22 protein-coding genes are annotated in these 23,190 nt (G+C 62.7%); 11 read left to right on the top strand and 11 right to left on the bottom strand.

Going from position 1 to position 23,190, the window contains the following annotated elements; genetic code table 11:
- The first annotated feature begins 2 nt into the window (after nucleotides 1-2).
- The 6 genes from NKJ91_RS22080 (at nucleotide 3) to NKJ91_RS22055 (ending at nucleotide 5,809) form a co-directional block, all read left to right on the top strand.
- Entirely contained in the window at nucleotides 3-1,262 is a 1,260-nt protein-coding gene (locus tag NKJ91_RS22080; protein ID WP_352449606.1) for an ABC transporter substrate-binding protein, read from the top strand.
- Nucleotides 1,263-1,502: 240 nt separating this feature from the next.
- Nucleotides 1,503-2,426, top strand: coding sequence for a carbohydrate ABC transporter permease (locus NKJ91_RS22075; RefSeq protein WP_352457262.1), 924 nt, complete (start codon nucleotides 1,503-1,505; stop codon nucleotides 2,424-2,426).
- Between the two features lie 8 nt (nucleotides 2,427-2,434).
- Nucleotides 2,435-3,274, top strand: coding sequence for a carbohydrate ABC transporter permease (locus NKJ91_RS22070; protein ID WP_352449604.1), 840 nt, complete (start codon nucleotides 2,435-2,437; stop codon nucleotides 3,272-3,274).
- A complete protein-coding gene (locus NKJ91_RS22065; protein WP_352449603.1) occupies nucleotides 3,271-3,738 on the top strand; it encodes a DUF4304 domain-containing protein in 468 nt (155 codons plus the stop codon). Before NKJ91_RS22070 ends, NKJ91_RS22065 begins: the two co-directional genes overlap by 4 nt.
- 1 nt (nucleotide 3,739) lies before the next feature.
- Nucleotides 3,740-4,795: a Gfo/Idh/MocA family protein gene (locus NKJ91_RS22060; RefSeq protein ID WP_352449602.1), complete on the top strand. Its 1,056-nt coding sequence runs from the start codon at nucleotides 3,740-3,742 to the stop codon at nucleotides 4,793-4,795.
- Nucleotides 4,796-4,810: 15 nt separating this feature from the next.
- Entirely contained in the window at nucleotides 4,811-5,809 is a 999-nt protein-coding gene (locus NKJ91_RS22055) for an ABC transporter ATP-binding protein (RefSeq protein ID WP_352449601.1), read from the top strand.
- A 209-nt stretch (nucleotides 5,810-6,018) separates the two neighbouring features.
- Here NKJ91_RS22055 and NKJ91_RS22050 read toward each other — a convergent pair whose 3' ends face one another.
- The 5 genes from NKJ91_RS22050 to NKJ91_RS22030 all read right to left on the bottom strand — a co-directional run bounded on the left by NKJ91_RS22050 (nucleotide 6,019) and on the right by NKJ91_RS22030 (nucleotide 12,366).
- Nucleotides 6,019-6,864 (bottom strand): fumarylacetoacetate hydrolase family protein, encoded by an 846-nt coding sequence (locus NKJ91_RS22050; protein ID WP_352449600.1) that lies wholly within the window; start codon nucleotides 6,862-6,864, stop codon nucleotides 6,019-6,021.
- 166 nt (nucleotides 6,865-7,030) lie between these two features.
- The gene (locus NKJ91_RS22045) at nucleotides 7,031-7,762 is read right to left on the bottom strand and encodes an SDR family oxidoreductase (protein WP_254815741.1); all 732 of its coding nucleotides are present in this window, start codon (nucleotides 7,760-7,762) and stop codon (nucleotides 7,031-7,033) included.
- A gap of 178 nt (nucleotides 7,763-7,940) precedes the next feature.
- Complete coding sequence (locus tag NKJ91_RS22040; RefSeq protein ID WP_352457261.1) at nucleotides 7,941-10,313, bottom strand: aldehyde dehydrogenase family protein; 2,373 nt, start codon at nucleotides 10,311-10,313, stop codon at nucleotides 7,941-7,943.
- Nucleotides 10,314-10,326: 13 nt separating this feature from the next.
- Nucleotides 10,327-11,376, bottom strand: a complete 1,050-nt coding sequence (gene deoC, locus NKJ91_RS22035) for a deoxyribose-phosphate aldolase (RefSeq protein ID WP_352457260.1) — start codon at nucleotides 11,374-11,376, stop codon at nucleotides 10,327-10,329.
- Nucleotides 11,377-11,538: 162 nt separating this feature from the next.
- Nucleotides 11,539-12,366: a ferredoxin--NADP reductase gene (locus NKJ91_RS22030; RefSeq protein WP_352457259.1), complete on the bottom strand. Its 828-nt coding sequence runs from the start codon at nucleotides 12,364-12,366 to the stop codon at nucleotides 11,539-11,541.
- A gap of 218 nt (nucleotides 12,367-12,584) precedes the next feature.
- On the opposite strand from NKJ91_RS22030, the gene NKJ91_RS22025 reads away from it, so the two are divergent.
- From NKJ91_RS22025 to NKJ91_RS22015, 3 genes are read left to right on the top strand one after another with little or no spacing between them, the layout of a single operon-like run.
- Nucleotides 12,585-14,669: a hydantoinase/oxoprolinase family protein gene (locus NKJ91_RS22025; RefSeq protein WP_352457258.1), complete on the top strand. Its 2,085-nt coding sequence runs from the start codon at nucleotides 12,585-12,587 to the stop codon at nucleotides 14,667-14,669.
- 1 nt (nucleotide 14,670) lies between these two features.
- Nucleotides 14,671-16,386, top strand: coding sequence for a hydantoinase B/oxoprolinase family protein (locus NKJ91_RS22020; protein ID WP_352457257.1), 1,716 nt, complete (start codon nucleotides 14,671-14,673; stop codon nucleotides 16,384-16,386).
- Nucleotides 16,358-17,104 carry a hypothetical protein gene (locus NKJ91_RS22015; RefSeq protein ID WP_352457256.1) on the top strand — a complete coding sequence of 249 codons (747 nt, stop codon included), beginning with the start codon at nucleotides 16,358-16,360 and terminating at the stop codon, nucleotides 17,102-17,104. The genes NKJ91_RS22020 and NKJ91_RS22015 overlap by 29 nt, the downstream gene beginning before the upstream one ends.
- A 27-nt stretch (nucleotides 17,105-17,131) precedes the next feature.
- Here NKJ91_RS22015 and NKJ91_RS22010 read toward each other — a convergent pair whose 3' ends face one another.
- From NKJ91_RS22010 to NKJ91_RS21995, 4 genes are all read right to left on the bottom strand, one after another.
- Nucleotides 17,132-17,788, bottom strand: coding sequence for a methionine ABC transporter permease (locus tag NKJ91_RS22010; RefSeq protein WP_352457255.1), 657 nt, complete (start codon nucleotides 17,786-17,788; stop codon nucleotides 17,132-17,134).
- Nucleotides 17,769-18,866: a methionine ABC transporter ATP-binding protein gene (locus NKJ91_RS22005; RefSeq protein ID WP_502903625.1), complete on the bottom strand. Its 1,098-nt coding sequence runs from the start codon at nucleotides 18,864-18,866 to the stop codon at nucleotides 17,769-17,771. Before NKJ91_RS22005 ends, NKJ91_RS22010 begins: the two co-directional genes overlap by 20 nt.
- 101 nt (nucleotides 18,867-18,967) lie before the next feature.
- Nucleotides 18,968-19,816 carry a MetQ/NlpA family lipoprotein gene (locus NKJ91_RS22000; RefSeq protein WP_352457254.1) on the bottom strand — a complete coding sequence of 283 codons (849 nt, stop codon included), beginning with the start codon at nucleotides 19,814-19,816 and terminating at the stop codon, nucleotides 18,968-18,970.
- 343 nt (nucleotides 19,817-20,159) lie between these two features.
- Nucleotides 20,160-20,459 (bottom strand): DUF1236 domain-containing protein, encoded by a 300-nt coding sequence (locus NKJ91_RS21995; protein WP_023677114.1) that lies wholly within the window; start codon nucleotides 20,457-20,459, stop codon nucleotides 20,160-20,162.
- A 204-nt stretch (nucleotides 20,460-20,663) separates the two neighbouring features.
- Here NKJ91_RS21995 and NKJ91_RS21990 point away from each other — a divergent pair, with 204 nt between their 5' ends.
- Entirely contained in the window at nucleotides 20,664-21,380 is a 717-nt protein-coding gene (locus NKJ91_RS21990; protein ID WP_352457289.1) for a DUF1236 domain-containing protein, read from the top strand.
- A 105-nt stretch (nucleotides 21,381-21,485) separates the two neighbouring features.
- Here NKJ91_RS21990 and NKJ91_RS21985 read toward each other — a convergent pair whose 3' ends face one another.
- The gene (locus NKJ91_RS21985) at nucleotides 21,486-21,728 is read right to left on the bottom strand and encodes a polymerase (protein WP_352457253.1); all 243 of its coding nucleotides are present in this window, start codon (nucleotides 21,726-21,728) and stop codon (nucleotides 21,486-21,488) included.
- 246 nt (nucleotides 21,729-21,974) lie between these two features.
- Nucleotides 21,975-22,529, bottom strand: coding sequence for a DUF4142 domain-containing protein (locus NKJ91_RS21980; RefSeq protein ID WP_352457252.1), 555 nt, complete (start codon nucleotides 22,527-22,529; stop codon nucleotides 21,975-21,977).
- Between the two features lie 233 nt (nucleotides 22,530-22,762).
- On the opposite strand from NKJ91_RS21980, the gene NKJ91_RS21975 reads away from it, so the two are divergent.
- On the top strand, nucleotides 22,763-23,005 hold the full coding sequence (locus NKJ91_RS21975) for a hypothetical protein (protein WP_352457251.1): 243 nt from the start codon (nucleotides 22,763-22,765) through the stop codon (nucleotides 23,003-23,005).
- The last annotated feature ends 185 nt before the right edge of the window (nucleotides 23,006-23,190 follow it).

Here is a 23,190-nt window from a genome sequence, read left to right as displayed (position 1 = left end):
GCATGACAACGAAGCTACTGACGGCACTTCTTCTCGGCACCAGCATTCTCGGCTCCGCCGGGGTGGCTTATGCCGACGACGTAACGCTCAACATCGAAAGCTGGCGCGGCGACGACCTTGCCATCTGGAAGGACAAGCTGATCCCGGCCTTCGAAGCCAAGAACCCGGGCATCAAGGTGGTGTTCGCGCCGTCGGCGCCAACCGAATATGACGCCGCCCTCGGCGCCAAGCTCGCCGCCGGCTCGGCCGGCGACCTGATCACCTGCCGCCCGTTCGACAAGTCGCTGGAGCTCTTCAAGAAGGGCAACCTCGCCGACATCTCGACCCTGCCCGGCATGGAGAACTTCTCCGACGTCGCCAAGGCCGCCTGGCAGACCGACGACGGCAAGTCGAGTTTCTGCGTGCCGATGGCCTCCGTCATCCATGGCTTCATCTACAACAAGGACGCCTTCGACAAGCTCGGCATCAAGGTGCCGGAGACGCGCGACGAATTCTTCGCCGCGCTCGACAAGATCAAGGCCGACGGCACCTACATCCCGATGGCGATGGGCACCAAGGACCTCTGGGAAGCGGCGACCATGGGCTACCAGAACATCGGCCCGAACTACTGGAAGGGCGAGGAAGGCCGCCTGGCGCTGATCAAGGGCGAGCAGAAGCTGACCGATCCGCAGTGGGTCGAGCCCTTCAAGGAACTGGCCAAGTGGAAGGACTATCTCGGCGACGGCTTCGAGGCGCAGACCTATCCGGACAGCCAGAACCTGTTCACGCTCGGCCGCGCCGCCATCTACCCGGCCGGTTCGTGGGAGATCGGCCTTTTCAACACGCAGGCGCAGTTCAAGATGGGCGCCTTCCCGCCGCCGGTGCAGAAGGCCGGCGACACCTGCTACATCTCCGACCACACCGACATCGGCATGGGCCTCAATGCTGCCTCGAAGAACGCGGATGCGGCCAAGACCTTCCTGTCCTGGGTGGCCTCGCCTGATTTTGCCACCATCTACGCCAACGCGCTGCCGGGCTTCTTCAGCCTGAACAACACCCCGGTGAAGATGGAAGACCCGCTGGCCCAGGAATTCGTCTCCTGGCGCGGCAAGTGCAAGTCGACGATCCGCTCGACCTACCAGATCCTGTCGCGCGGCACGCCGAACCTTGAAAACGAGACGTGGGTTGAATCGGCCAACGTCATCAACGGCACCGACACGCCGGAAGCTGCCGCCAAGAAGCTGCAGGACGGCCTCGATAGCTGGTACAAGCCGGCGAAGTAAGAGCGCGGCGAAGCGTTGTCTCCCCCCTCGAGGGGGAGATGTCGCCGAAGGCGACAGAGGGGGTCGGTCGAGGCAGGCTGCGGCTTGATCGCTGCTGGAAAGCACGGTCGAACGACGATGGCGCGCTGCCTCTGCCGACCCCACCCGCCTCGCTTTGCGAGGCACCCTCCCCTCGAGGGGGAGGGAGGCGCCGCGCCCTTTGACGGCAATAGCAAGACCTGATCGGCGGGGACCGAACGCATGGCCGCAGCACCGAAAAGACCGTTCCGTTGGCATATCGGCGTTTTCCTGGCGCCGGCAGTGCTGGTCTATACGGCGATCATGATCCTGCCGCTGGCCGGCACGCTGCAGCTGTCGCTGTTCCGCAACATCAATCAGTCGCAGGTCTTCGTCGGACTGGAAAATTTCCGCATGCTGTTCGGTGATCCCAACTGGTCGGTCAATTTCTGGAACGCGCTCAGGAACAATGTCTGGTTCTTCATCATCCACATGCTGGTGCAGAACCCGATCGGCGTCCTTTTGGCCGCACTTCTGTCCAGCCCTAGGCTGCGGTTTTCCGCCTTCTACCGCACGGCGATCTTCGTGCCGACGATCCTGTCCTTCGTCATTGTCGGCTTCGCCTGGAAGCTGATTCTGTCGCCGCTATGGGGCGTGGCGCCGCATATGATGGACCTGGTCGGCCTGAAAAGCCTGTTCACGCCCTGGCTCGGCAAGGCGCAATATGCGCTGACCGCGCTCAGCCTGATCTCGGTCTGGCAGTTCGTCGGCATCCCGATGATGCTGATCTATGCGGCACTGCTGTCCATTCCCGAAGAGGTGATCGAAGCAGCCGAATGCGACGGCATCACCGGGATGGCGCAGTTCTGGAAGATCAAGCTGCCGCTCATCCTGCCGTCGATCGGCATCATCTCGATCCTGACCTTCGTCGGCAATTTCAACGCTTTCGACCTGATCTACACCGCGCAAGGGGCGCTGGCCGGGCCGAACTATTCAACCGATATTTTCGGCACCTTCCTCTACCGCGCCTTCTTCGGTTTCCAGCTGCAGGTCGGCGATCCCAACATGGGCGCGGCGATCGCCACGATGATGTTCCTGATCATCCTGGGCGGCGTCTGCGTCTACCTGTTCCTCGTGCAGACGCGCCTGCGTCGCTACCAGTTCTGAGGCGCCACATGAGCACGGCAACCCGCTCGCTGCCCCGCACCATCGGCGCGCATGCGATCCTTCTGACCTACACCGCAATCGCGCTGTTTCCGGTCATCCTCGTGATCATGAATTCGTTCAAATCACGCGCAGGGATTTTCGGCGCGCCGCTGACGCCGCCGACGCCAGGTACCTTCGACCTGATCGGCTACACGACGGTGATCGGCCAGGGCGATTTCATCCACTATTTCCAGAACAGCCTTGTCGTCACCGTCGCCTCGCTGTTCTTCGTGCTTTTGTTCGGCGCCATGGCGGCTTTCTCGCTGTCGGAATACCGCTTCCGCGGCAATTCGCTGATGGGGCTCTATCTGGCGCTCGGCATCATGATCCCGATCCGCCTTGCCACCGTCGCCATCCTGCAATTGATGGTGGCGAGCGGGCTGGTCAACACGCTGACGGCGCTGATCCTGGTCTACACGGCGCAGGGCCTGCCGCTTGCCGTCTTCATCCTGTCGGAATTCATGAAGCAGGTCTCGGACGATCTGAAGAATGCGGGCAGGATCGACGGCCTGTCCGAATACACCATCTTTTTCCGGCTGGTGCTGCCGCTGGTGCGCCCATCGATGGCGACGGTCGCGGTCTTCACCATGATCCCGATCTGGAACGATCTGTGGTTCCCGCTGATCCTGGCGCCGTCGGAGGAGACCAAGACAGTGACGCTCGGCGCGCAATTGTTCCTCGGCCAGTTCGTCACCAACTGGAACGCCATCCTGGCGGCACTGTCGCTGGCGATCATGCCGGTGCTGATCCTCTACGTCATCTTCTCGCGGCAGCTGATCCGCGGCATCACTTCGGGGGCCGTCAAGTGAGTGAGGGTCGGGACGCGATCATTCGAGGCCTCACCGAGTCGGCAACCCGCCACAGATTCCGCGGCGTTCGCAACACAAACTATTATCGCGAATGGCCGGAAACGGTCTGTCTGCTTAACCTTCAGAAGTCTGCCTGGGGACCGCAGTTCTATCTCAATGCAGCTGTCTGGCTGACTCGGTTCGGGATCGAGCGTCGACCGAAGGAATACAACTGTCATATCATCTGGCGTGTCAACTCCCTGATGGTTAGCGAGCAATCCAAGGCATTCACCGAGGCGCTGGATCTGGACCGTCCGTTGCCGGACGACCGGAGGTCTTCTCTGATCAAAGAGGGAGTCGATACATACGGGTTCGGACTTCTGGCACGTTGTGAAAGCGAAAAGGCTGCTCTGCAGATCGCCAGTGAGTATGGATCGAGTATTAGGATGGACCTGAAAGCCCGCGCTCTACTAAAGGCAAACTGAAATGGACCAACCCCTTCGCGTTGTCATCGCCGGCCTCGGCAATATGGGGCGCAGCCATGCGTTGGCGTATCACACCAATCCGGGATTCCAGATCGCCGCGCTGGTCAACCGCTCCGATGTGCCGCTGCCGGAAGGGCTTTCGACCTACGCCATCCGGCGTTCCTTCGACGAGGCGCTACGCGACGAAAAGCCCGATGTCGCCTGCATCGCCACCTATTCCGACAGCCATGCTGACTATGCCGTCAAGGCGTTCGAGGCCGGCTGCCACGTCTTCCTCGAAAAGCCGCTGGCAACCACCGTCGCAGATGCAGAGCGCGTCGTCGCCGCCGCCAAGGCCAACGGCAAAAAACTGGTGATCGGCTATATCCTGCGCCACCATCCGTCCTGGATCAGGCTGATTGCCGAGGCGCGGAAGCTCGGCGGCCCTTACGTGTTCCGCATGAACCTCAACCAGCAATCCTCCGGACATACCTGGGAGACGCACAAGCAGCTGATGCAGACGACGTCGCCGATCGTCGACTGCGGCGTGCATTATCTCGACGTGATGCTGCAGATCACCGACGCCAGACCAGTCGAGGTGCGCGGCATGGGACTGAGGCTGAGCGACGAGATCGCGCCGTCGATGTACAATTACGGTCATCTGCAGGTGCTGTTCGACGACGGTTCGGTCGGCTGGTACGAGGCCGGCTGGGGGCCGATGATTTCGGAGACGGCTTTCTTCGTGAAAGACGTGATCTCGCCCAATGGCTGCGTGTCGATCGTCATGAAGGAGGGTGTCAGGTCCGACGACATCGACACCCACACCAAGACCTCGACCATCCGCCTGCACAGCGCGGCGACCGGAGCCGACGGCAAATTCGCCAAACCGGACGAGATGCTGTCGATGCAAGGCGAGCCCGGCCATCAGGACCTTTGCGACCTGGAACAGGCGTTTGTGCTGAAGGCGGTCCGCGAGGATCTGGACTTGACCCGTCACATGGACGACGCGGTGAAGTCGCTCGCCGTCTGCCTTGCCGCAGACGAGAGCGTGCGCAGCGGCCTCGCCGTGAAACTCTAGAACAGGGACGACGCCGTGGGCTCGCTGAACATCGAGAACGTGAAAAAGGCCTTCGGGCCGGTCGAGGTGCTGAAGGGCATCAACCTCGAGGTGACGGATGGCGAGTTCGTCGTCTTCGTCGGTCCATCTGGCTGCGGGAAGTCGACGCTGCTCAGGGTCATTGCCGGGCTGGAGGACTCGACCTCGGGCCGCGTGGTGATCGACGGTGCGGACGTCTCCGCAACGCCGCCGGCCAAGCGCGGTATCGCCATGGTGTTCCAGACCTATGCGCTCTATCCGCATCTGACGGTGAAGAACAACATGGGCCTCGGCCTCAAGCAGGCGGGCACGCCGGCGGCCGAGATCGACCGCCGCATCGGCATCGCCTCGTCGATGCTGTCGCTGGAGCCCTACCTCTCGAGGCGGCCGGCCGAGCTTTCCGGCGGTCAGCGCCAGCGCGTCGCCATCGGCCGCGCCGTGGTGCGCGAGCCCAAGCTTTTTCTGTTCGACGAGCCCCTGTCCAACCTCGATGCCGCGCTGCGCGTCAACACCAGGCTGGAGATCGCGCAATTGCATCGCCGGCTGAAGGCCACGATGATCTATGTCACCCACGACCAGGTCGAGGCGATGACGCTGGCCGACAAGATCGTCGTGCTGAACGCGGGAAAGATCGAGCAGATCGGCGGACCGATGGAGCTTTACAATTCGCCGGCAAATGAATTCGTCGCCGGCTTCATCGGCTCACCGAAGATGAATTTCGTCGACGGCGCCAGGCTTGGCGAAACGGCAAAGACCATCGGCGTCCGTCCCGAACATTTGACGGTCGATCCCAGATCCGGCGCCTGGAAAGGCACGGTCGTCCATGCCGAGCACCTTGGCGCCGACACCAACCTCTATCTCGACTGCGAGAAGGCCGGCTTGATCACAGTGCGCATCTTCGGCGTCTATAACGCCGAACCTGGTGCCACGCTCTATGCGACGCCGGATCCGGCAAAGACATACCGGTTTGGAGCCGATGGGAAGGTGCTGAAGTAGCGCAGGCGCCGACTCCCCTTCTCCCCTTGTGGGAGAAGGTGGCCGAGCGAAGCTCGGTCGGATGAGGGGTGTTGGACGATCGCTACGCTGAAGGCGTAAGCGACGGAAATCCTTCGATGTTTTCTCGTCGCGTTTCTTCCAGCACCCCTCATCCGTCTCGGCGCTGCGCGCCGATCCACCTTCTCCCACAAGGGGAGAAGGAAGAGCGCCTACGCATCCGCCTTGAACGTCTGCTTCTGGATGCCCAGCCCCTCGATACCGAGCTCGACCACGTCGCCGGGCTTCAGGAAGACCGGCGGCTTCATGCCGAGGCCGACGCCGGGCGGCGTGCCGGTCGAGATGATGTCGCCCGGGTGCAGCGACATGAACTGGCTGAGATAGGAGACGAGATAAGCGACGCCGAAGACCATGGTCTTGGTCGAGCCGTTCTGCATCGTCTTGCCGTTGACCGTCAGCCACATCGGGATGTTCTGCGGGTCCTTGACCTCGTCCTTGGTCACCAGCCACGGGCCGATCGGCCCGAACGTGTCGCAGGACTTGCCCTTGGTCCACTGGCCCTGGCGCTCGGCCTGGAAGGCGCGCTCGGAGACGTCGTGCGCGACGCAATAGCCGGCGACATAATCCAGCGCCTCGGCCTCGGTGACATACTTTGCAGTCTTGCCGATCACCACGCCGAGCTCGACCTCCCAGTCGGTCTTCACCGAGCCGCGCGGGATCAGCACGTCGTCGTTCGGCCCGACAATAGCCGAGCTTGCCTTCATGAAGATGATCGGCTCCGGCGGCACGGTGGCGCCGGTTTCGGCGGCGTGGTCGGAATAGTTGAGACCGATGCAGATGAATTTGCCGGTGCCGGCGACGCAGGCGCCGATCCGCGGCTTGCCGGAAACCGCCGGCAGCGTCTTCGTGTCGAGCTTCGACAATGTCTCGAGCGATGCCGGGTCAAGTGCCTTGCCGGCAATGTCGGTGACATGGGCGGAGAGGTCGCGGATCGTTCCATCGGCATCGAGCAGGCCGGGGCGTTCGCTCCCCGCCTCGCCATAGCGCAGCAGTTTCATGCAGTTTTCTCCCAGTTGCGACCAGAGGCCGTTTGCAAACTCGCTCCGCTGCGGCGAATGGCGTGGGTTTCGAGAACCGGAGCGGAGCGTACTTAAAGTACGTGAGCACCGGAAGCGCAGAAAGCCGCGTCAGGCGCCCGGCGGAGTAGGGTTTTCAAATGGCCTCTTAGATCGACCAGCCACCGTCGATATTATAAGCTTGCCCCGACGTATAGGTGGCGCCGGCCAGATAGACGGCGAGATCGGCGATTTCCTCGGGCGTGCCGAGCCGGCCCATCGGCTGGCGGGCGATGAAGGCGGCGCGAGCTGCTTCGTAGTCGCCCTGCGCATGCATGCGGTCCTGCAGCGACGGGCTTTCGACCGTGCCCGGACAGATCGCATTGCAGCGTATGCCCTTGCCGACATAGTCGGCGGCGACCGACTTGGTCAGGCCGATGACGGCTGCCTTGGTTAGGCCATATACGAAGCGGTTCGGCACGCCCTTGGTCGAACTGGCCAGCGATGCCATGTTGATGATCGAGCCGTCGCCGCGCTCCAGCATGCCGGGCAGCACGGCGCGGATGGTGCGGATCATCGAGCGGACATTGAGATCATAGGCAAAGTCGAGATCGCCGTCCTTCATCTCGAGGATCGAGCCGGAATGGACGAAGCCGGCGCAATTGAACAGCACGTCCACGGCGCCGATCTCGGCAAAAGCGGCGTTCACCGCCTCGTCGTTCAGCACGTCGAGCTTGCGGGTCTTGATACCGGGCGTCTTGCCGAGGTCGGCGAGCACCACCTCGTTGATGTCGGTGGCATGGACGACCGCGCCGGCCTTGGCGAAAGCCAGCGCACTTGCCCGGCCGATGCCTTGCGCCGCCGCCGTGACGACAACGATCTTGCCTGTCAGATCCGCCATGCTTCTCTCCTCGCCCGTCTGTGATCGTTCGGCTTTTTACCGGCACAAGGCCGGGGCGCAATGTGCCAGCCGGGCAGTACCATCCCGCCTGTTTCGATATTCGCCCTGCCAACCAAATGTTTTTTCTCGGTAAAGAACATTTGTTGGCCCGTCAAGCCCGGACGTCCCTCCGGGACACTCAGTCGCCGTAGGGCACCCAGACGTTCTTGACCTCGATCGCACGGCGCAGCAAGGCATCGCCGGCTGCTTCGTTCGAGGGCCAGTCGAGGCTGTGGCCGTTGCCGGTCCAGACGCGTTTGAGATTGCCGATGGACTCGGCCTCGGCCTTGGCGCAAGTCTCGGCGTCGGCGAACACCCAGAGCCCGTCGACATCGTCATGCTTGGCCAATACGCCGGCAAGCTCGGCGCTACGGCCGGTGACGATATTGATGGCGCCTGCCGGAACGTCGGAATATTCGATGACCTGGTAGAGGTCGGTGGCAAGCAGCGGGTATTTTTCGGATGGCACTGCGACTACGGTGTTGCCCATGGCAAGCGCCGGCGCCACCAGCGAGATCAGGCCAAGCAGAGGCGCGTTGTCCGACGCGACGATACCGACGACCCCGACCGGTTCGTGCAGTGCCAGCGTGACGGCGCGGGCCGGCGGCTGGTGGACGCGGCCCTCGAATTTGTCGGCCAAGCCGGCATAGAGGAACAGGCGCTCGATCGACAGCTCGACCTCGTCACGCGCCGCCTTGGCGGTCGCGCCGGTGAGCTGGGTCAAACGGGCGGCAAACTCGTCGGCGCGGCCGGACAGATTTTCGCCCAGGTAGTAGAGCACTTGGCTGCGGTTGTGGGCGGTCGCCTCCGGCCAGGCCTTGCAGGCGCGCGCGGCCGCGACGGCGTCGCGGATATCCTTGCGGTTGCCGAGACCGACCTCGCTGGCAAGCTTGCCCTTGGCGGTGGCGACGGCGAAGGAATAATTGCCGTCCGGCCGGACCTGCTTGCCGCCGATGAACAGCTTTGCCGTGCGGTCGATGGCATCGCCTTCGGCCTGCTCGACAGGTTGCGCCGAAGACGTTGCCGGTTTGATGATCGGGCCGAGCGGCAGTTTTGCCGAGAGATATTCGAACATGCCCTCGCGCCCGCCTTCGCGGCCAAAGCCGCTCTCGCGGTAGCCGCCGAAGCCGCAGGAGGCGTCGAACATATTGGTGCCGTTGACCCAGACGACGCCGGCCTTCAATTGCGGCGCGACGTGCAGGGCAAGATTGATGTTCTCGCTCCACACCGAAGCAGCCAGGCCATAGCGCGTGTTGTTGGCGAGCTCGACCGCTTCCTCGGTGTTGCGAAAGGTCATGGTGGCGAGCACCGGCCCGAACACCTCTTCCTGTGCCAGAATGTTAGCCGGCGAAACACCTGTCGCCAGCGTTGGCAGATGGTAATAGCCCGAGGAGGGCAGCGCCGAGTCCGGCTGCCAGCAGATCGCGCCCTGCTTGGCGCCCTCGGCGATCAGGCCCTTGACGCGATCGAGCTGAGTCAAGTCGACCAGCGGGCCGATATCGGTGTTCTTGTCGAGCGGGCTGCCGACGCGCAGCCGGCTCATCCGCGTCTTGACCTTGGCGATGAAGGCATCGGCGATGCCTTCCTGCACCAGAAGGCGCGAGCCGGCACAGCACACCTGGCCTTGGTTGAACCAGATACCGTCGACCAGACCCTCGACGGCGCTGTCGAGGTCGGCATCCTCGAAAACGACGAATGCCGACTTGCCGCCAAGCTCCAGCGACAGTTTCTTGCCCGAACCGGCGGTGGCTTTGCGGATGATCTTGCCGACCTCGGACGAACCGGTGAAGGCAATCTTCTGGATGCCGGGATGATTGACGATTGCCCCACCCGCTTCCGGCCCGCCCTGGACGATGTTGACGACGCCCTTCGGCACGCCTGATCGTTCACAGATCTCGGCGAACAGGATGGCGGTGAGCGGCGTGAATTCCGCGGGTTTGAGCACCACGGTGCAGCCGGCGGCGAGCGCCGGCGCGATCTTCCAGGCCAGCATCAAGAGCGGGAAGTTCCACGGGATGATCTGGCCGACGACGCCGACCCCCTTATGGCCTGGAAAATCCCTGTCCAGCGCCTGCGCCCAGCCGGCATGATGGATGAAATGGCGGATGGCCAGCGGCACGTCGATGTCGCGGCTTTCGCGGATCGGCTTGCCGTTGTCGATCGATTCCAACACCGCGAACAGCCGTTGGTGGCGCTGCATGGCGCGGCCGATCGCGTAGAGCACTTTGGCGCGTTGATAACCGGTGCTGGCGCTCCATTTCGGCAGCGCTTTTGTGGCGGCCGAAACCGCCGCGTCGATATCGGCGGCACCGGCATCCGACACCTTGGCCAGCAGCTTTCTCGAGGACGGATCGCTGGTGTCGAAGGTTTTGCCTCCGCTGGCTGCCTTCCAGTCGCCGCCGATAAACAGCGCTTTGCCGAAATCCCGCGCGGCAAGCCACGCATCCGCCTCGTTGCGCGCCTCCGGCGCCGGGCCATATTCCATGGCGTGATAGCGTTCGAGAATGTTCATGGCGCGCTCCGAATCACGCCATCGCGTGGCGATGATTGGCCGAGTAGTGGCCGGTCAGATGATGCTCGAGCTGGCGCTCGATGTCGGTCAAAAGGCTCGATGCTCCGAAGCGGAACAGCTCCGGCTCCAGCCACGGCCGGCCCAGTTCTTCTTTCATCAGCACCAGCCAGTCGAGCGAGGCTTTTGCCGTGGAAATGCCACCGGCCGGCTTGAAGCCGATGAGATAGCCGGTTTCCTCGAAATAGGCGCGGATGGCGCGTACCATGGCAAGGCCGACCGGCAGCGTCGCGTTGACGCTTTCCTTGCCGGTCGAGGTCTTGATGAAATCTGCACCCGCCATCATCGCCACCATCGAGGCGAGCATGACGTTGCGCAGCGTCGCGAGGTCGCCGGTGCCGAGGATCACCTTCAGATGGGCCTCGCCGCAAGCGGCGCGCATCGAGACAATCTCGTTATAGAGCTCCTGCCATTTCGCCCCGAATACCAGGCCGCGCGGGATGACGACGTCTATCTCGTCGGCGCCGTCGCGGACCGATGCTTCGATCTCTTGCAGGCGCGTAGAAAGCGGTGCAAGGCCATGCGGGAAGGCGGTCGAAACGGCGGCGACATGGACGCCGCTGCCGCGCAGCGCTTCTACGGCGGTGGCGACGAAGGGATGATAGACGCAGACCGCCGCCGGGCGGATCTTTTCACCAGTAATGCCCAGCCCCTCGACGACGTCGCGGCGGAACGGGTTGACTGCCTTGGCACAGAGCCTGCGCACGCGCTCTTCCGTGTCGTTCGAGTTCAGCGTCGTCAGGTCCATGCAGGCGACCGCGCGCAGCAGCCAGGCCGCCTGGTTATCGGCCTTGATCGAGCGTCTTTTGGTCAGGCTGGCGACGCGGCGTTCCAGCGCCGAGCGGTTGACGCCGCGCATCGATTCCATGAAGCCGAGATCGAGCCTCATGCCGGGATTGCGAGCAATGCCATGGGCTTGCGGCATCGGCGCATTGGCGGCGGCGCGCGCCGGCAGCGGCGTGATCTTGGACGTGCCGAGATCGGTTTCGCGGATTGTGCTGCTCATCTCCTGCCCCTTGTTCAGCGACTTATGCCGAAGATAGACCGTGAAGCAGCGCTTCACGAGTCCTTCAAGCGGTCATAACGGAAAAAGACAGTCAAGGCAGCCGATTTTTGACCGCATGATCAAAATCAGGGTCTCGAACCAGTGGACGCTGAACTGCGCGTCTCAGCCGACGAAGGCGCGCTCGACGACGAAGCTTGCCGGATGGTGCAGCGAGCCTTCCTGGAAGCCGAGGCTTTCGGCCAGTTCCTTGACGTCCTTGAGCATATGCATCGAGCCGCAGATCATGATGCGGTCGGTCTCGGGATTGAGCCTGTCGATGCCGAGATCGGTGTAGAATTTGCCCGAGCCGATCAGCGCGGTGATGCGGCCCATGCGCACGGAGGTCTCGCGCGTCGTCGAATTATACAGCGTGACGCGGCCGCCGGTCAGTTCGCCGATCAGCGGATCGTTCTCCAGTGCGGCCACCAGCTCCTTGCCGTAGGTGAGCTCGGCATTGTCGCGGCAGGTATGGGTCAGGACCACCTGCTCGAACTTCTCATAGGTGTCGGGATCGCGCAGCAGGCTGGCGAATGGAGCAATGCCGGTGCCGGTCGAGATCATGAACAGGCGCTTGGCCGGCGTCAGCGCGTCGACCACCAGCGTGCCGGTCGACTTCTGCCGCATGATGACGGTATCGCCGATCTCGATTTTCTGCAGCTCCGAGGTAAGCGGGCCGTCCAGCACCTTGATCGAGAAGAATTCGAGTTCGTCGTCCCAAGACGGGCTGGCGATCGAATAGGCGCGGAACACTGGCTTCTCGGCATTGGGCAGGCCGATCATGACGAATTCGCCGGAGCGGAAGCGCAGCGACTGCGGCCGGGTGATGCGGAACGAAAACAGCCGGTCGGTATAATGCTTCACCGAGACCACGGTTTCGGCATAGACATTGGCCGGTATCGGGAACTGCAGCGGCCGGGCGCCGGCAGTGTTGAACGCGGATGTGGTGTTCATCAAACCTAACCTTCTGGGCCGGCTCAGCGCCGGCGCCAAATCTCCATCTGCGCGCCCGAACCGGTCAGGTTCCAGCGTGCCGTTTGCACACTCCGAAGCGGTAAGCTCTTGTGTCCGGAATTTATTAGTATACAAACGATATTTGCGTCAAGACGCCGCCGTAAAACAGCTTTCCAAACTGAGGCATGTAGGCAGTTCGGGCATTTCGGGTTTCGACAATGGAACAGAATTTTTCGGCGCAAGCTCTGGATTCGACGGGCAGCGTCGTCGCCGGCATCGATGTCGGCGGCACCTTTACCGACCTGCTTCTGATCGACGGCCGTGACGGCGGCCGGGTGCATATCGCCAAGACCCCGACGACGGTCGACAACCAGGCTTTCGGCGTCGTTGCAGCTCTTGGTGCCACCGGCTTTCCCGTCGACGGCATCGATCTCATCGTGCACGGCACGACGACCACCACCAACGCGGTGCTGGAGCGCCGGCTGGCCAAAACCGGCATGATCACCACGCGCGGCTTTCGTGATGTCATCGAGCTTGGCCGGCGGACACGGCCGCAAGCCTATGGCATGACAGGCACGTTCGTGCCGATCATTCCGCGCAATCTGCGGCTCGAAGTGTCGGAGCGGGTCGAGGCCTCGGGCGCGGTGCACATACCGCTCGACGAGGCCGAGATGCGGGCAGCGATTTCACAACTGATCGAAGCCGGCTGCGAATCCCTCGTTATCCATTTCCTGCATTCCTACGCCAACCCGGCGCATGAGCGGCGCGCCGCGGAGATCGCGGCCGAGCTTTGGCCGAACGGCTACATCACGACAGGCCACGCCCTGCTTTCGGAAGCGCGCGAATTCGAGCGCGGGGTGACCGCTTCGGTCAACGCTTCGGTGCAACCGATCCTCGAACGCTATGTCGAGCGGCTGCGCAAGGAGCTGGCGTCAAAAGGCTACGCCCGCGACTTCCTGATCATGAACGGCAATGGCGGCATGATCTCGGCCCGCTTTGTCACACGTGAGTCGGCCAAGACCGTCATGTCCGGCCCCGCTTCCGGCGTCATTGCTGCCGCCTATACCGGCAAACGCGCCGGCTTCGAAAACCTGGTCACCTACGACATGGGCGGCACCTCGACCGACGTGGCGCTGATCCGCAACGCCGAGCCGGCAGTGTCGAACGAGATCGAGATCGAATATGCGATGCCGATCCACGTGCCGATGGTGGCGGTGCATACGGTCGGCGCCGGCGGCGGCTCGATCGCCCACGTCGATGCGGCAGGCCTGATCCAGATCGGCCCGGAAAGCGCCGGCGCCAATCCCGGCCCGATATGCTACGGACGCGGCGGCTTGGAGCCGACCATCACCGACGCCAATCTGGTGCTCGGCAGGCTGGCGCCGAAGAAGCTGCTCGCGGTGGAAAACCCGGTCACCGTCGAACGGGTCACCGGCATATTCGAGGACAGGATCGGCCGCGCCACAGGCTTGTCCGGCGTCGAGGCGGCGGGTGCAGTGCTGCGGCTCGGCAACGTGAAGATGGCCGGCGCCATCCGCATGGTCTCGGTGTCGCGCGGCCACGACCCGCGCGATTTCGCGCTGTTCGCCTTCGGCGGCGCCGGGCCGCTGCATGCGACGGCATTGGCGCGCGAACTAGGCCTGCCGAAAGTGCTGGTGCCGGCGCGGCCGGGCATCACCAATGCTCTCGGCTGCGTCGTCGCCGATCTGCGCCATGATTTCGTCAACACGGTCAACCAGTCGGTGCCCAGTCTCGATGAAACCCAACTCCATGAGACATTGGAACGGCACCGAAACGAAGGCGAGGAGCTGATCGGCAAGGAGGCGGTGAAGCCGGAAATGATCCGCGTCACGCATTCCGCCGACATGCAGTTCGTCGGCCAGACGCATATCATCAACGTGCCGCTGCCGTCGTCTGCGGTGACACGCGAGGGACTGCAGCACCTGTTCGAGAAGGCCTATTTCGCCCGCTTCAAGGTCCAGTTGCCGGAAATCCGCGCCAATCTGGTCAACCTCAACACCTCGGTCACCGGCGTGCGGCCGGCAATCGATCTGTCCCGGCTGATCGACCCGGCTGGGCGCGCCAAAACGCTCGAAGAGGCGCGGCGCGAGATCCGGCCTGTCTGGTATGGCGGGCGCTGGTACGACACGCCGGTCTACAGCAGAGAGAAGTTGCCGCTCGACGCAACAATCGAAGGTCCGGCGATCCTCGAACAGATGGACGCGACGACTGTGCTGGAGCCCGGCGACCGGGCGCGATCGGATGCCGACGGCAACATCATCATCGATATCGGCGAGGCCTGAGATGGAAGAACTCGACGCCATCACCCTTTCGGTCATCCAGGCGGCGCTACAGCAAGTCTGCGACGAAATGGACCTGACGTTTTCGCGCGCCGCGTTCTCGCCTGTCATCGCCGAGGCCAATGACCGTTCGGATGGCATCTATTCGGCGCTCGATGGTTCGCTGATCGCGCAAGGCAGCCAGGGCCTGCCGGTGTTCGTCGGCGTCATGCAGTATTCGACCAAAACCGTGATCGAGATGATCGCCGACGGACGGTGCCTGCCGCCCGAGCCAGGCGATATCTACATCGTCAATGATCCCTATCTCGGCGGCACCCATCTCATGGATGTGCGCTTCGCCATGCCGGTCTACCGCGACGGCAGGATATTCTGCTGGCTTTCGAACACCGGCCACTGGCCCGACATTGGCGGTTCGGTGCCGGGCGGCTTTTCCGCCTCGGCAACAGCGGTCGAGCAGGAAGGCTTGCGACTGCCGCCGGTGAAATTATTCAAGAAGGGCGTGCTCGACCCTGAGATCTACGCCATCATCTGCTCGAACATCAGGGTTGCCGACCAGCGCATCGGCGACATCCGCGCGCAGGCGGCGGCACTGCTGATCGGTCAAGACCGACTGAACGGAATCCTGGATCGTTACGGAGATGAAACGGTCGTCGATGCGATCGCCGAACTGCGCCGCCGCGCCGCCGAACAGATGCGCGCGAACATATCAGCCATTCCCGACGGCATTTACCGGTCGCAGGCTTTTGTTGATTCCGACGGCGTGGTCAACGAGCCGCTGACTATCGCGCTGGCGGTCGAAAAACAGGGCGACACGCTCAGCTTCGACTTCTCCGGTTCGTCAAAGCCCTGCGCCGGGCCGATGAACAGCGTGCTGGCGACGACCTTGTCCTCGGTCTATCTCGCCATGCGGCACATTTTCCCCGATGTGCCGATCAGCGCCGGCGCCTTCGAGCCGCTGATCGTCAAGCGGCCGGAAGGCACCTTCCTCGACGCCAAATATCCGCGGCCGGTATCGGGCTGCGCGGCCGAGGTTTCGCAGCGCATCGCCGAGGCGGTGTTCGCGGCGATGGTGCAGGCGCTGCCGGACAAGGTGACGGCGGCTCCCGCCGGCTCCAGCGGCAATTTCGCGCTCGGCGGCAACGACCCGGCGCGCGGCCGCGATTATGTCATGTACCAGATCTCCGGCGGTGGCTATGGCGGCAATGCCGGTCACGATGGCCTGACCAATGGCTGCTCGACTATCGGCATTTCCAAGTCGCCGCCGGTCGAGATCATGGAGCAGGCCTTCCCGGTGCTCTACCGGCATTATGCCTTACGCGAAGGCTCGGGCGGCGCCGGCAAGCACCGCGGCGGGTTTGGGCTCGCCTATGAGGTCGAGATCCTGCGCGGCGACGCCCGCGCCTCTTTCGTCATGGATCACGGCCGCTTCGGCCCGCAAGGCGCGCTCGGCGGCAAGGACGGCGCGGTCAACACGGTCACCGTGTTCCGCGACGGCAAGGAACATGTGCCGCCGCATCTGTCCAAGGAGCAGGACATCGCGCTGAAGACAGGCGACCGCGTGCGCGTTAGCACGCCTGGCGGCGGCGGCTACGGCGATCCGTTGCAGCGCGATCCGCAATTGGTCGCTCGGGATGTCAAGCTCGGCTACTATACCGCAGAGCAAGCCAGAGACCTGTTCGGAGTCGTAGCGGATGAGCAACCCAAATCCCCTGGAGGCTGATCTCTCGTCTGAACTGGCCCACGCAGTCGAACGCGTCTATGCCGCTTTCGCGTCTTATCCATCGCCCCGCCACCTGCATGGCTCGCCGTACAAGGATTTGGAATCGATCTTTCGGGGAGTATCCAGTGGTCCGCTTCGGGAGCTCAGTGGTGAAAACCTCGGCGCCTATGCCGGATCGGCCATATGGACGGTCGGCGACGTCGATGACTACCGGCACTTTCTGCCGAGAGTGCTTGAACTTGCCATCCAAGGCGAACCTTCGATGGGGTTCGACGCCAACGTGATTGCCGCAAAGCTCGAAAGGACCTCCTGGCGCGATTGGCCGTTGGAAGAACAGCAGGCTGTCGAGGTGCTGTTTCAGGTTGCCTGGCGAAAAGCGATGACCATGCATCATCCCGATGAAGGGAACGCGGTTCCCTGGCTGGAGGGCATAGTGCTTGCCGGAATGGATGTAGCAGCTGCATTAGCGGCATGGCGTGATAGCCCTTACCCCGAGGCCATGTTGCACTGTGCGGACTTGATTACCGGCAACATCAAGACACTCGATAAGGGGCACGTGATCTTCAGCGAACAGGTCACCACATGGCTTCTATCCGACAGTCTCGCCTGGCACTTGTTCACCGTCGCGGTCGAGGCTCCCTTGCGCCCCGACGATCGCGAAAAGCTCGCTTGGGCGAGCGAGACCATCGAGAACAATCTGAACTTTCCCGGAAATTAAAGGCATTGATTGGCCGCGTTTCGCCGGTCACGCTCTGTGGTCCAGCCTCGCGACCAGCCGGTCGCCGGCCCACTGGATGCCGCAGACCAGGATGATCAGCACAATGACAACGGCGATCATGACGGACGTCTCGAAGCGCTGGTAGCCGTAGCGGATGGCGAGGTCGCCGAGCCCGCCGGCGCCGATGGCGCCAGCCATGGCCGAGGCGCCGATAAGCGTCACCAGCGTCACCGTGAAACCGGCGACGATGCCGGGCAGCGCTTCCGGCACCAGCACCTCGCGAATGATCGTCCAGCGGTTGCCGCCCATGGCGCGTGCTGCCTCGATCAGCCCGTGGTCGACCTCGCGCAGCGACACTTCGGCGATCCGCGCATAGTAGGGCGTCGCCGCGATCGACAGCGGCACAATCGCTGCCCAGATGCCGATCGAGGTGCCGACGATCAGCCGCGTCACCGGGATCAGCGCAACCAGCAGGATGATGAAAGGCACCGAGCGGAAGCCGTTGATGACCGCTCCGAGCGCGCGGTTCACCCACAGGTTTTCGGCGATACCGCCGCGGTCGGTGGCGACCAGCGCCAGGCCGAGCGGCAGCCCGAAAACCAGCGAGATGAGGCCGGAGGCGGCCGTCATCAGGATCGTTTCCCAGATCGAACGGACGAGAAGCTCAAACAGAACCGGCGACATGGCCAAGCACCTCCACCCGCGCTTGGCGGGCTTTCAAGAACGCGATCACCTCTGCCAGGTGAGCTTCATTGCTGCCGGCGACCGCCACGAACAGTGTCCCGACGGGCTGCTGCTGGACGTGATCGATGCCGCCATGCACGAGGCGGAACGAGCCGGGAACTGCCGAGGCAAGATCGGACAAAAGCGGGCTTCGGGCGGCCTCACCCGCCACGTCGATCCTGAGGATCGCCTCCAGGCCGGCGTTCTGCGTTAGCCGGCTTGCGATCTCCGCCGGCAATTGCGGCCGGATGCCGCCGAGCAGGCTTTGTGTGATAGCCGACTTCGGATCGGCAAACACCGACCACACCGGCCCTTGCTCGACGATCCGCCCAGCGTCGATCACCGCGACACGATCGGCGATCGAACGGATCACCTCCATCTCATGGGTGATGAGCAGGATGGTCAAGCCGAGCTGCCGGTTGATATCTCTGAGCAAGGCGAGGATGGAGCGCGTCGTCTCCGGGTCCAATGCCGAGGTCGCTTCGTCGGACAGCAGCAGCGCCGGGCGCGCCGCAAGCGCCCGGGCAATGCCGACGCGCTGCTTCTGCCCGCCCGACAGCGACGCCGGATAGGCTTTCGCCTTCTCCGACAGGCCGACGAGCTCGAGCAGCTCGGCAGCGCGCGCCAGGCGTTCGGCCTTGGGCCGGCCTTCGATCTTGAGCGGCAGCGCTACATTGTCTTTGACCGTCTTGGCAGACAGCAGGTTGAAATGCTGGAAGATCATGCCGATGCGCCGGCGCAGCGGTTGCAATTCGCGCTCGCCGAGCCGGCTGATGTCGCGGCCTTCGATGAAGACCTGTCCTGTATCCGGCCGCTCCAGGCCGTTCAGGCAGCGTATCAGCGTCGACTTGCCGGCGCCGCTCCGGCCGATGATGCCGAGGATCTCGCCCTGGCGCACGCTGAGCGATACGCCGTCCAGTGCCGCTGTCGCGCCGAAGCGGCGCTTCAGCTCGATGAGGCGCACGACGTCGTTCGGTCCGGCGGAACGGCTGCCGGCGGGATGCATGACTTCGGTGACCGAGGCGAAATGCTGGTTCATGAAAGTTCCTGTATTGGTGTCCCGCAAAACGCGATCGCGGTCCGCGTTGGAGCGCGGACCGCTTTATCATGCCGGGCTTCAGCGCCAAGTCGAGCTCGGCATCAATAGGCGCTGATGCCGGTTCCCTTGTAGACTCGGTCGAATTCGGCCTTCACCTTTTCGTTCTGGTAGGAGGCGACCAATGTCTTTACCCAGGGCTGGTTTTCATTGCCGGCCTTGACCGCGATGAAGTTGCGGTAGGGATTGTCGGCCACCGCCTCCTGGGCGATGCGGTTCTCCGGTGTGAGGCCGCTTTTAAGCGCCCAATCCGTGTTGACCACGGCCCCGTCGAGGTCTTCCACCGAGCGCCCGACGATGCCTGCGTCCAGCTCCTTGATGACCAAGTGCTTCGGGTTTTCGGCGATGTCGGTGGTCGTCGCCAGAATGCCGGTGCCTTCCCTGAGCTTGATCAGACCTTCGCTCTGCAGAACGCGCAGTGCGCGGCCCTCATTGGACGGGTCGTTCGGCACGCCAATGACGGCGCCTTCGGGCAGGTCGGCAATCTTCGTGTACTTCTTGGAATAGAGGCCGATCGGCCAGACCCCGGTATAGCCGACCGGGACGATGTGATAGCCCTGCGTCTTGATCTGGTTGTCGAGATAGGGCTTGTGCTGGAAGGCGTTGGCGTCGATTTCGCCACGCTCGAGTGCTTCATTCGGCTGGGTGTAGTCGTTGAACACCACGGTCTCGATCGTCAGCCCCCTCTCCGCCGCCTGGGCGGTGACGACGCGCCAGACGTCCTCGTCCTCGCCGCTCATGATGCCGACCTTGACCGCCGTCTTGTCTTCGGCGAACGACGGCGCAGCAAGGCCGACAATCCCAACCGCCGACGCGAAAAGTACAGCCAGACCGGCGCGCCGGTTTATACTTGCGGAGAGAAATGAGAGCAAAGTGTTGGTGTTCCCAGACATGATCTATCCCGTCGGTTCTGAAGTCGTTGCGGCCAGGCGGAGTGCCAAGCCTTGCTGGCATCATCGGGAATGCTGACCGTCGGATCAAAGCACCGTATTTCCCGCGAAATGCGAAGCCAGGAATATTCTCTCAAAGTTTCGGGCCTGGCGAGCACAGGGCGTGCTGGGATCATGCGTTCTAAGCCAATGCTGGTTCAGAAATTGTCCGGACGTCGTCTCCGCTGAGGCCCGCCGTGCTTCGAAGCGGCGGGCCTTTCTGCGTCCGAATGCCCAACACGGGCAGCAGTGTGGGATCTCGACAATGCTGGACGCGCCGCATGTCCCTTCAAAGCGACGCGCTTGCTCACTCGATGACCTTTACAATCCTGCGCGTGCCAGGATCGACCAAGACGGTCCGATTGTCGACGACGACATAGCGGTATTTGACGTCGGGAACCTCATGAAGCTCGACGGTATCGGGCAGGGTCGAGCCGACATTGAGCTCCACGCCGGGAAGCTGGACGGACGCCAGAGGCTGCTTTTTCACATACTCGCGTACGATCGTCTCCTGCTGCGGTTCGATGACCACGTCCTGAGCGGCAGCGGCGCCAATACCCGCAAGCAGCAAGAACCCAGCCGCGGCTGCCGAAAGATGCATTCTCATGATCGTCTCCTTTCGTCGTGAGCCACCTCTGCGCTGCGCCGCGTCATGCTGTTCGCAGCGGGGTCGCTATAGGCCGGTAACGTCATCAGGTGGAGCTTGTTCCGCCACTCGGATCGCTTGCCGTTTCGCTCCATTAGTTTGGAACAAAGTTTTTTAGCCGCGGTTTTACGCGGTGAAGGGACGCATTTTCCAAGGAGATCTCTCATGAAGGGCGTTCTGATCACCAGCATGCTAGCAATCAGCGTCAGCTGCGGAGCTGCACTTGCCCAGACGCAGCAGTCGACCGACGACCAGTCCGGCGCCAATTGTGCAGCCGGCACTGCCAATTGCCAGAACGGCGCCAAAATGGGCGAGCAGGCTCAGGGCAAGGCCGGCGCTGCAACTGATCAACAGGCGCAAGGCAACAAGAAGCTGAAGACCGATGAGCAAGCCAAAGGCAAGGCCGGCGCCACGACTGACCAGCAAGCCCAGGGCAACACAAAGATGAAGACCGATCAGCAAGCCCAGGGCAAGGCCGGAACCACCACCACCGAGCAGGCCCAAGGCAACACGAAAATGAAGACCGAGGAGCAGGCTCAGGGCAAGACTGGGACCACGACCACCGAGCAGACTCAGGGCAATGCCTCGACGCAGACGCAAGACCAGAGTTCGACCGCTTCCATCAACAATGTAACCGTTGAACAGAAGACGGAGATCACGCAGGTCATCAAGGAGACGAACGTCCAACCGGTTTCCAGCGTCGATTTCGACATCTCTGTCGGTGTCGAGGTTCCGCGAAAGAAGGTCCGGCTGCATCGCCTGCCGGCGCGCATCGTCAAGATCGTTCCGGCTTACGAAGGCTATGAGTATTTCGTGCTCGCCGACGGCCGGATCGTCATCGTCGACCCGAATACCTACAAGATTGTGATTATCCTGACCTAGTCGGGGCCAGACGGTCTACCGTGGGTTGATGCACCAAAAAGGCCCGCCGCGCAGCTCGGGCGGCGGGCTTTTCCGTACCCGGCTCCAGCGTCTGCAAATCGCAAATCAAGGTCCGTCCTCGGGGCGAGGAGTGAGCACGGTGTGATCGATGGTGTCGGGCAGGCAGGGACTGGGCACGCAGCTTGTTCGGACTGACGCGGTGGTCATGGCATCGATATCCCTAACCAGCACCATTCTCGCGTAGTGCCGCGGCCACAGCGGCTCTCCAAACAGGACAAAGACGCCGCCAATCATCAAGGCCAGCAACATGAGTGCCGTAACATTTGCAAATATCTCGCCGTAGCGCATGAAGGCAGCCTGTCCCGTTCGGAAAGCGATTTCAGCCTGTGACAGCGGCGACCAGGACGGCGCCGAAAGCCGGCGCTACTATCCTTGAGGCCCACGAATGCCGCCTTCCATTGGATCCTCCCCGAACAAGCCGGATAAATAACGGCACTCTCGGTGCTTTGTTCCCGGCCGTGTGGCCGGACGACAGCCGCGTCACACAGGCCGTGTGTAGGGCGGCCTTTCGCTCGCAAAAGGCACTCTTCGCTCTCATTGATGCGCGGCAGCGAGGTCCTTGACATGACGTTCGTGCATTTGCAGCACCGGCAGCGTCTTCTTGGCAAACTCCTTCATCGCCGGATCGTCGCCGGAATTCGCGTAAGCGGAAAACAGCGCCACCGCTTCCTTATGCGCCTGGGTCTGCATGTCGATATATTTCGATTGGAAGCTGTCCCCGCTGGCCTCCTTGAGTTGGTCGAGCAGCGCCTGGTACTTGGTGTCCAGCGACGGGCCGGCTGGCGCGGTGGCCGAAGTCGTCTGGCCCTTGCTGAGCGCCGCCTTGAAGTCCTCGCCGGCCTTGGTGTGGTCCGTGACCATTTGCGCCGCGAATGCCTTCACGTCGTCGGCAGTCGCCTGCGTCTGCGCAAGTCGGCTCGATTCGATTTCGAATGTATTGGCGATGGGTACGGTCTTGATGAACGTCGCGGTGTCAACCTTGCTCATGGTGTCGGTCGTTAGAGGCGTCAGCGTCGCCGATTGGGCAAAAGCAGCCAAAGGTGCGCCAGCCATCATCGCTGCCGCAGTGATGGATAGAAGGGTTTTCATGGGGGTTCTCCGAGGCTGATATCATCCCTCCGGTGGCTCAACGCGCAAGCTGCGGCGAGGTTGCCTGGTCGTGGGGGCCACAGCCGCCGCCACGCCAAACAACGGTTTGGAAACGCAAAACAAAAGACGCCGGCTGGGTCCTGCAAAGTGCAACGCAAGCCACGAGATCGTACGGAATCGTACAAGCCCTTTCGCTTTGCGGCAGTCTTGCTATCGTTGGCTGGGAGAGATGGGTGGAGGCTTCCGTGGGGCAGATCAAGTCGCCGCTAGGAATCGGTATTGACACCGACGCTGCCGTTCATACCATCATGGCCGACTATCATTCCGGCGACATTCTCTCGACCACCGTCGTCATAGCCGATTTGCGCAAACGCTTTCCCCGGTTCCGGCAAACCGACGAGGAGCTGGTTGGCTTCATCGTTCGGGCGCTGGACGGTCGGGATATCGCGGTCAGCTTCGACCACCGCGGCGGTTAGAGCGGTTCATCGTTTCACGGAAACGCTGAAACGCTCTATCTCTTCCTTTTGACGCAATTCCGGACGGAAAACCGTTTCACACTTTCCCGGAATTGCTTGTCTTATGACTTTCGCTGCCGAATGGGTCAGAAAGGAACGCTGAGAGAGGGTAGCCGCCCCCCCTCAGCGGCGAGGGTCGGATCGGT

Origin of the sequence: Mesorhizobium sp. M0040 (assembly GCF_040323505.1) — a bacterium.
Taxonomy (GTDB): Bacteria; Pseudomonadota; Alphaproteobacteria; order Rhizobiales; family Rhizobiaceae; genus Mesorhizobium.
The sequence above is the reverse complement of the archived record's forward strand: the minus strand, read 5'-3'. Positions and strand labels throughout refer to the sequence as shown.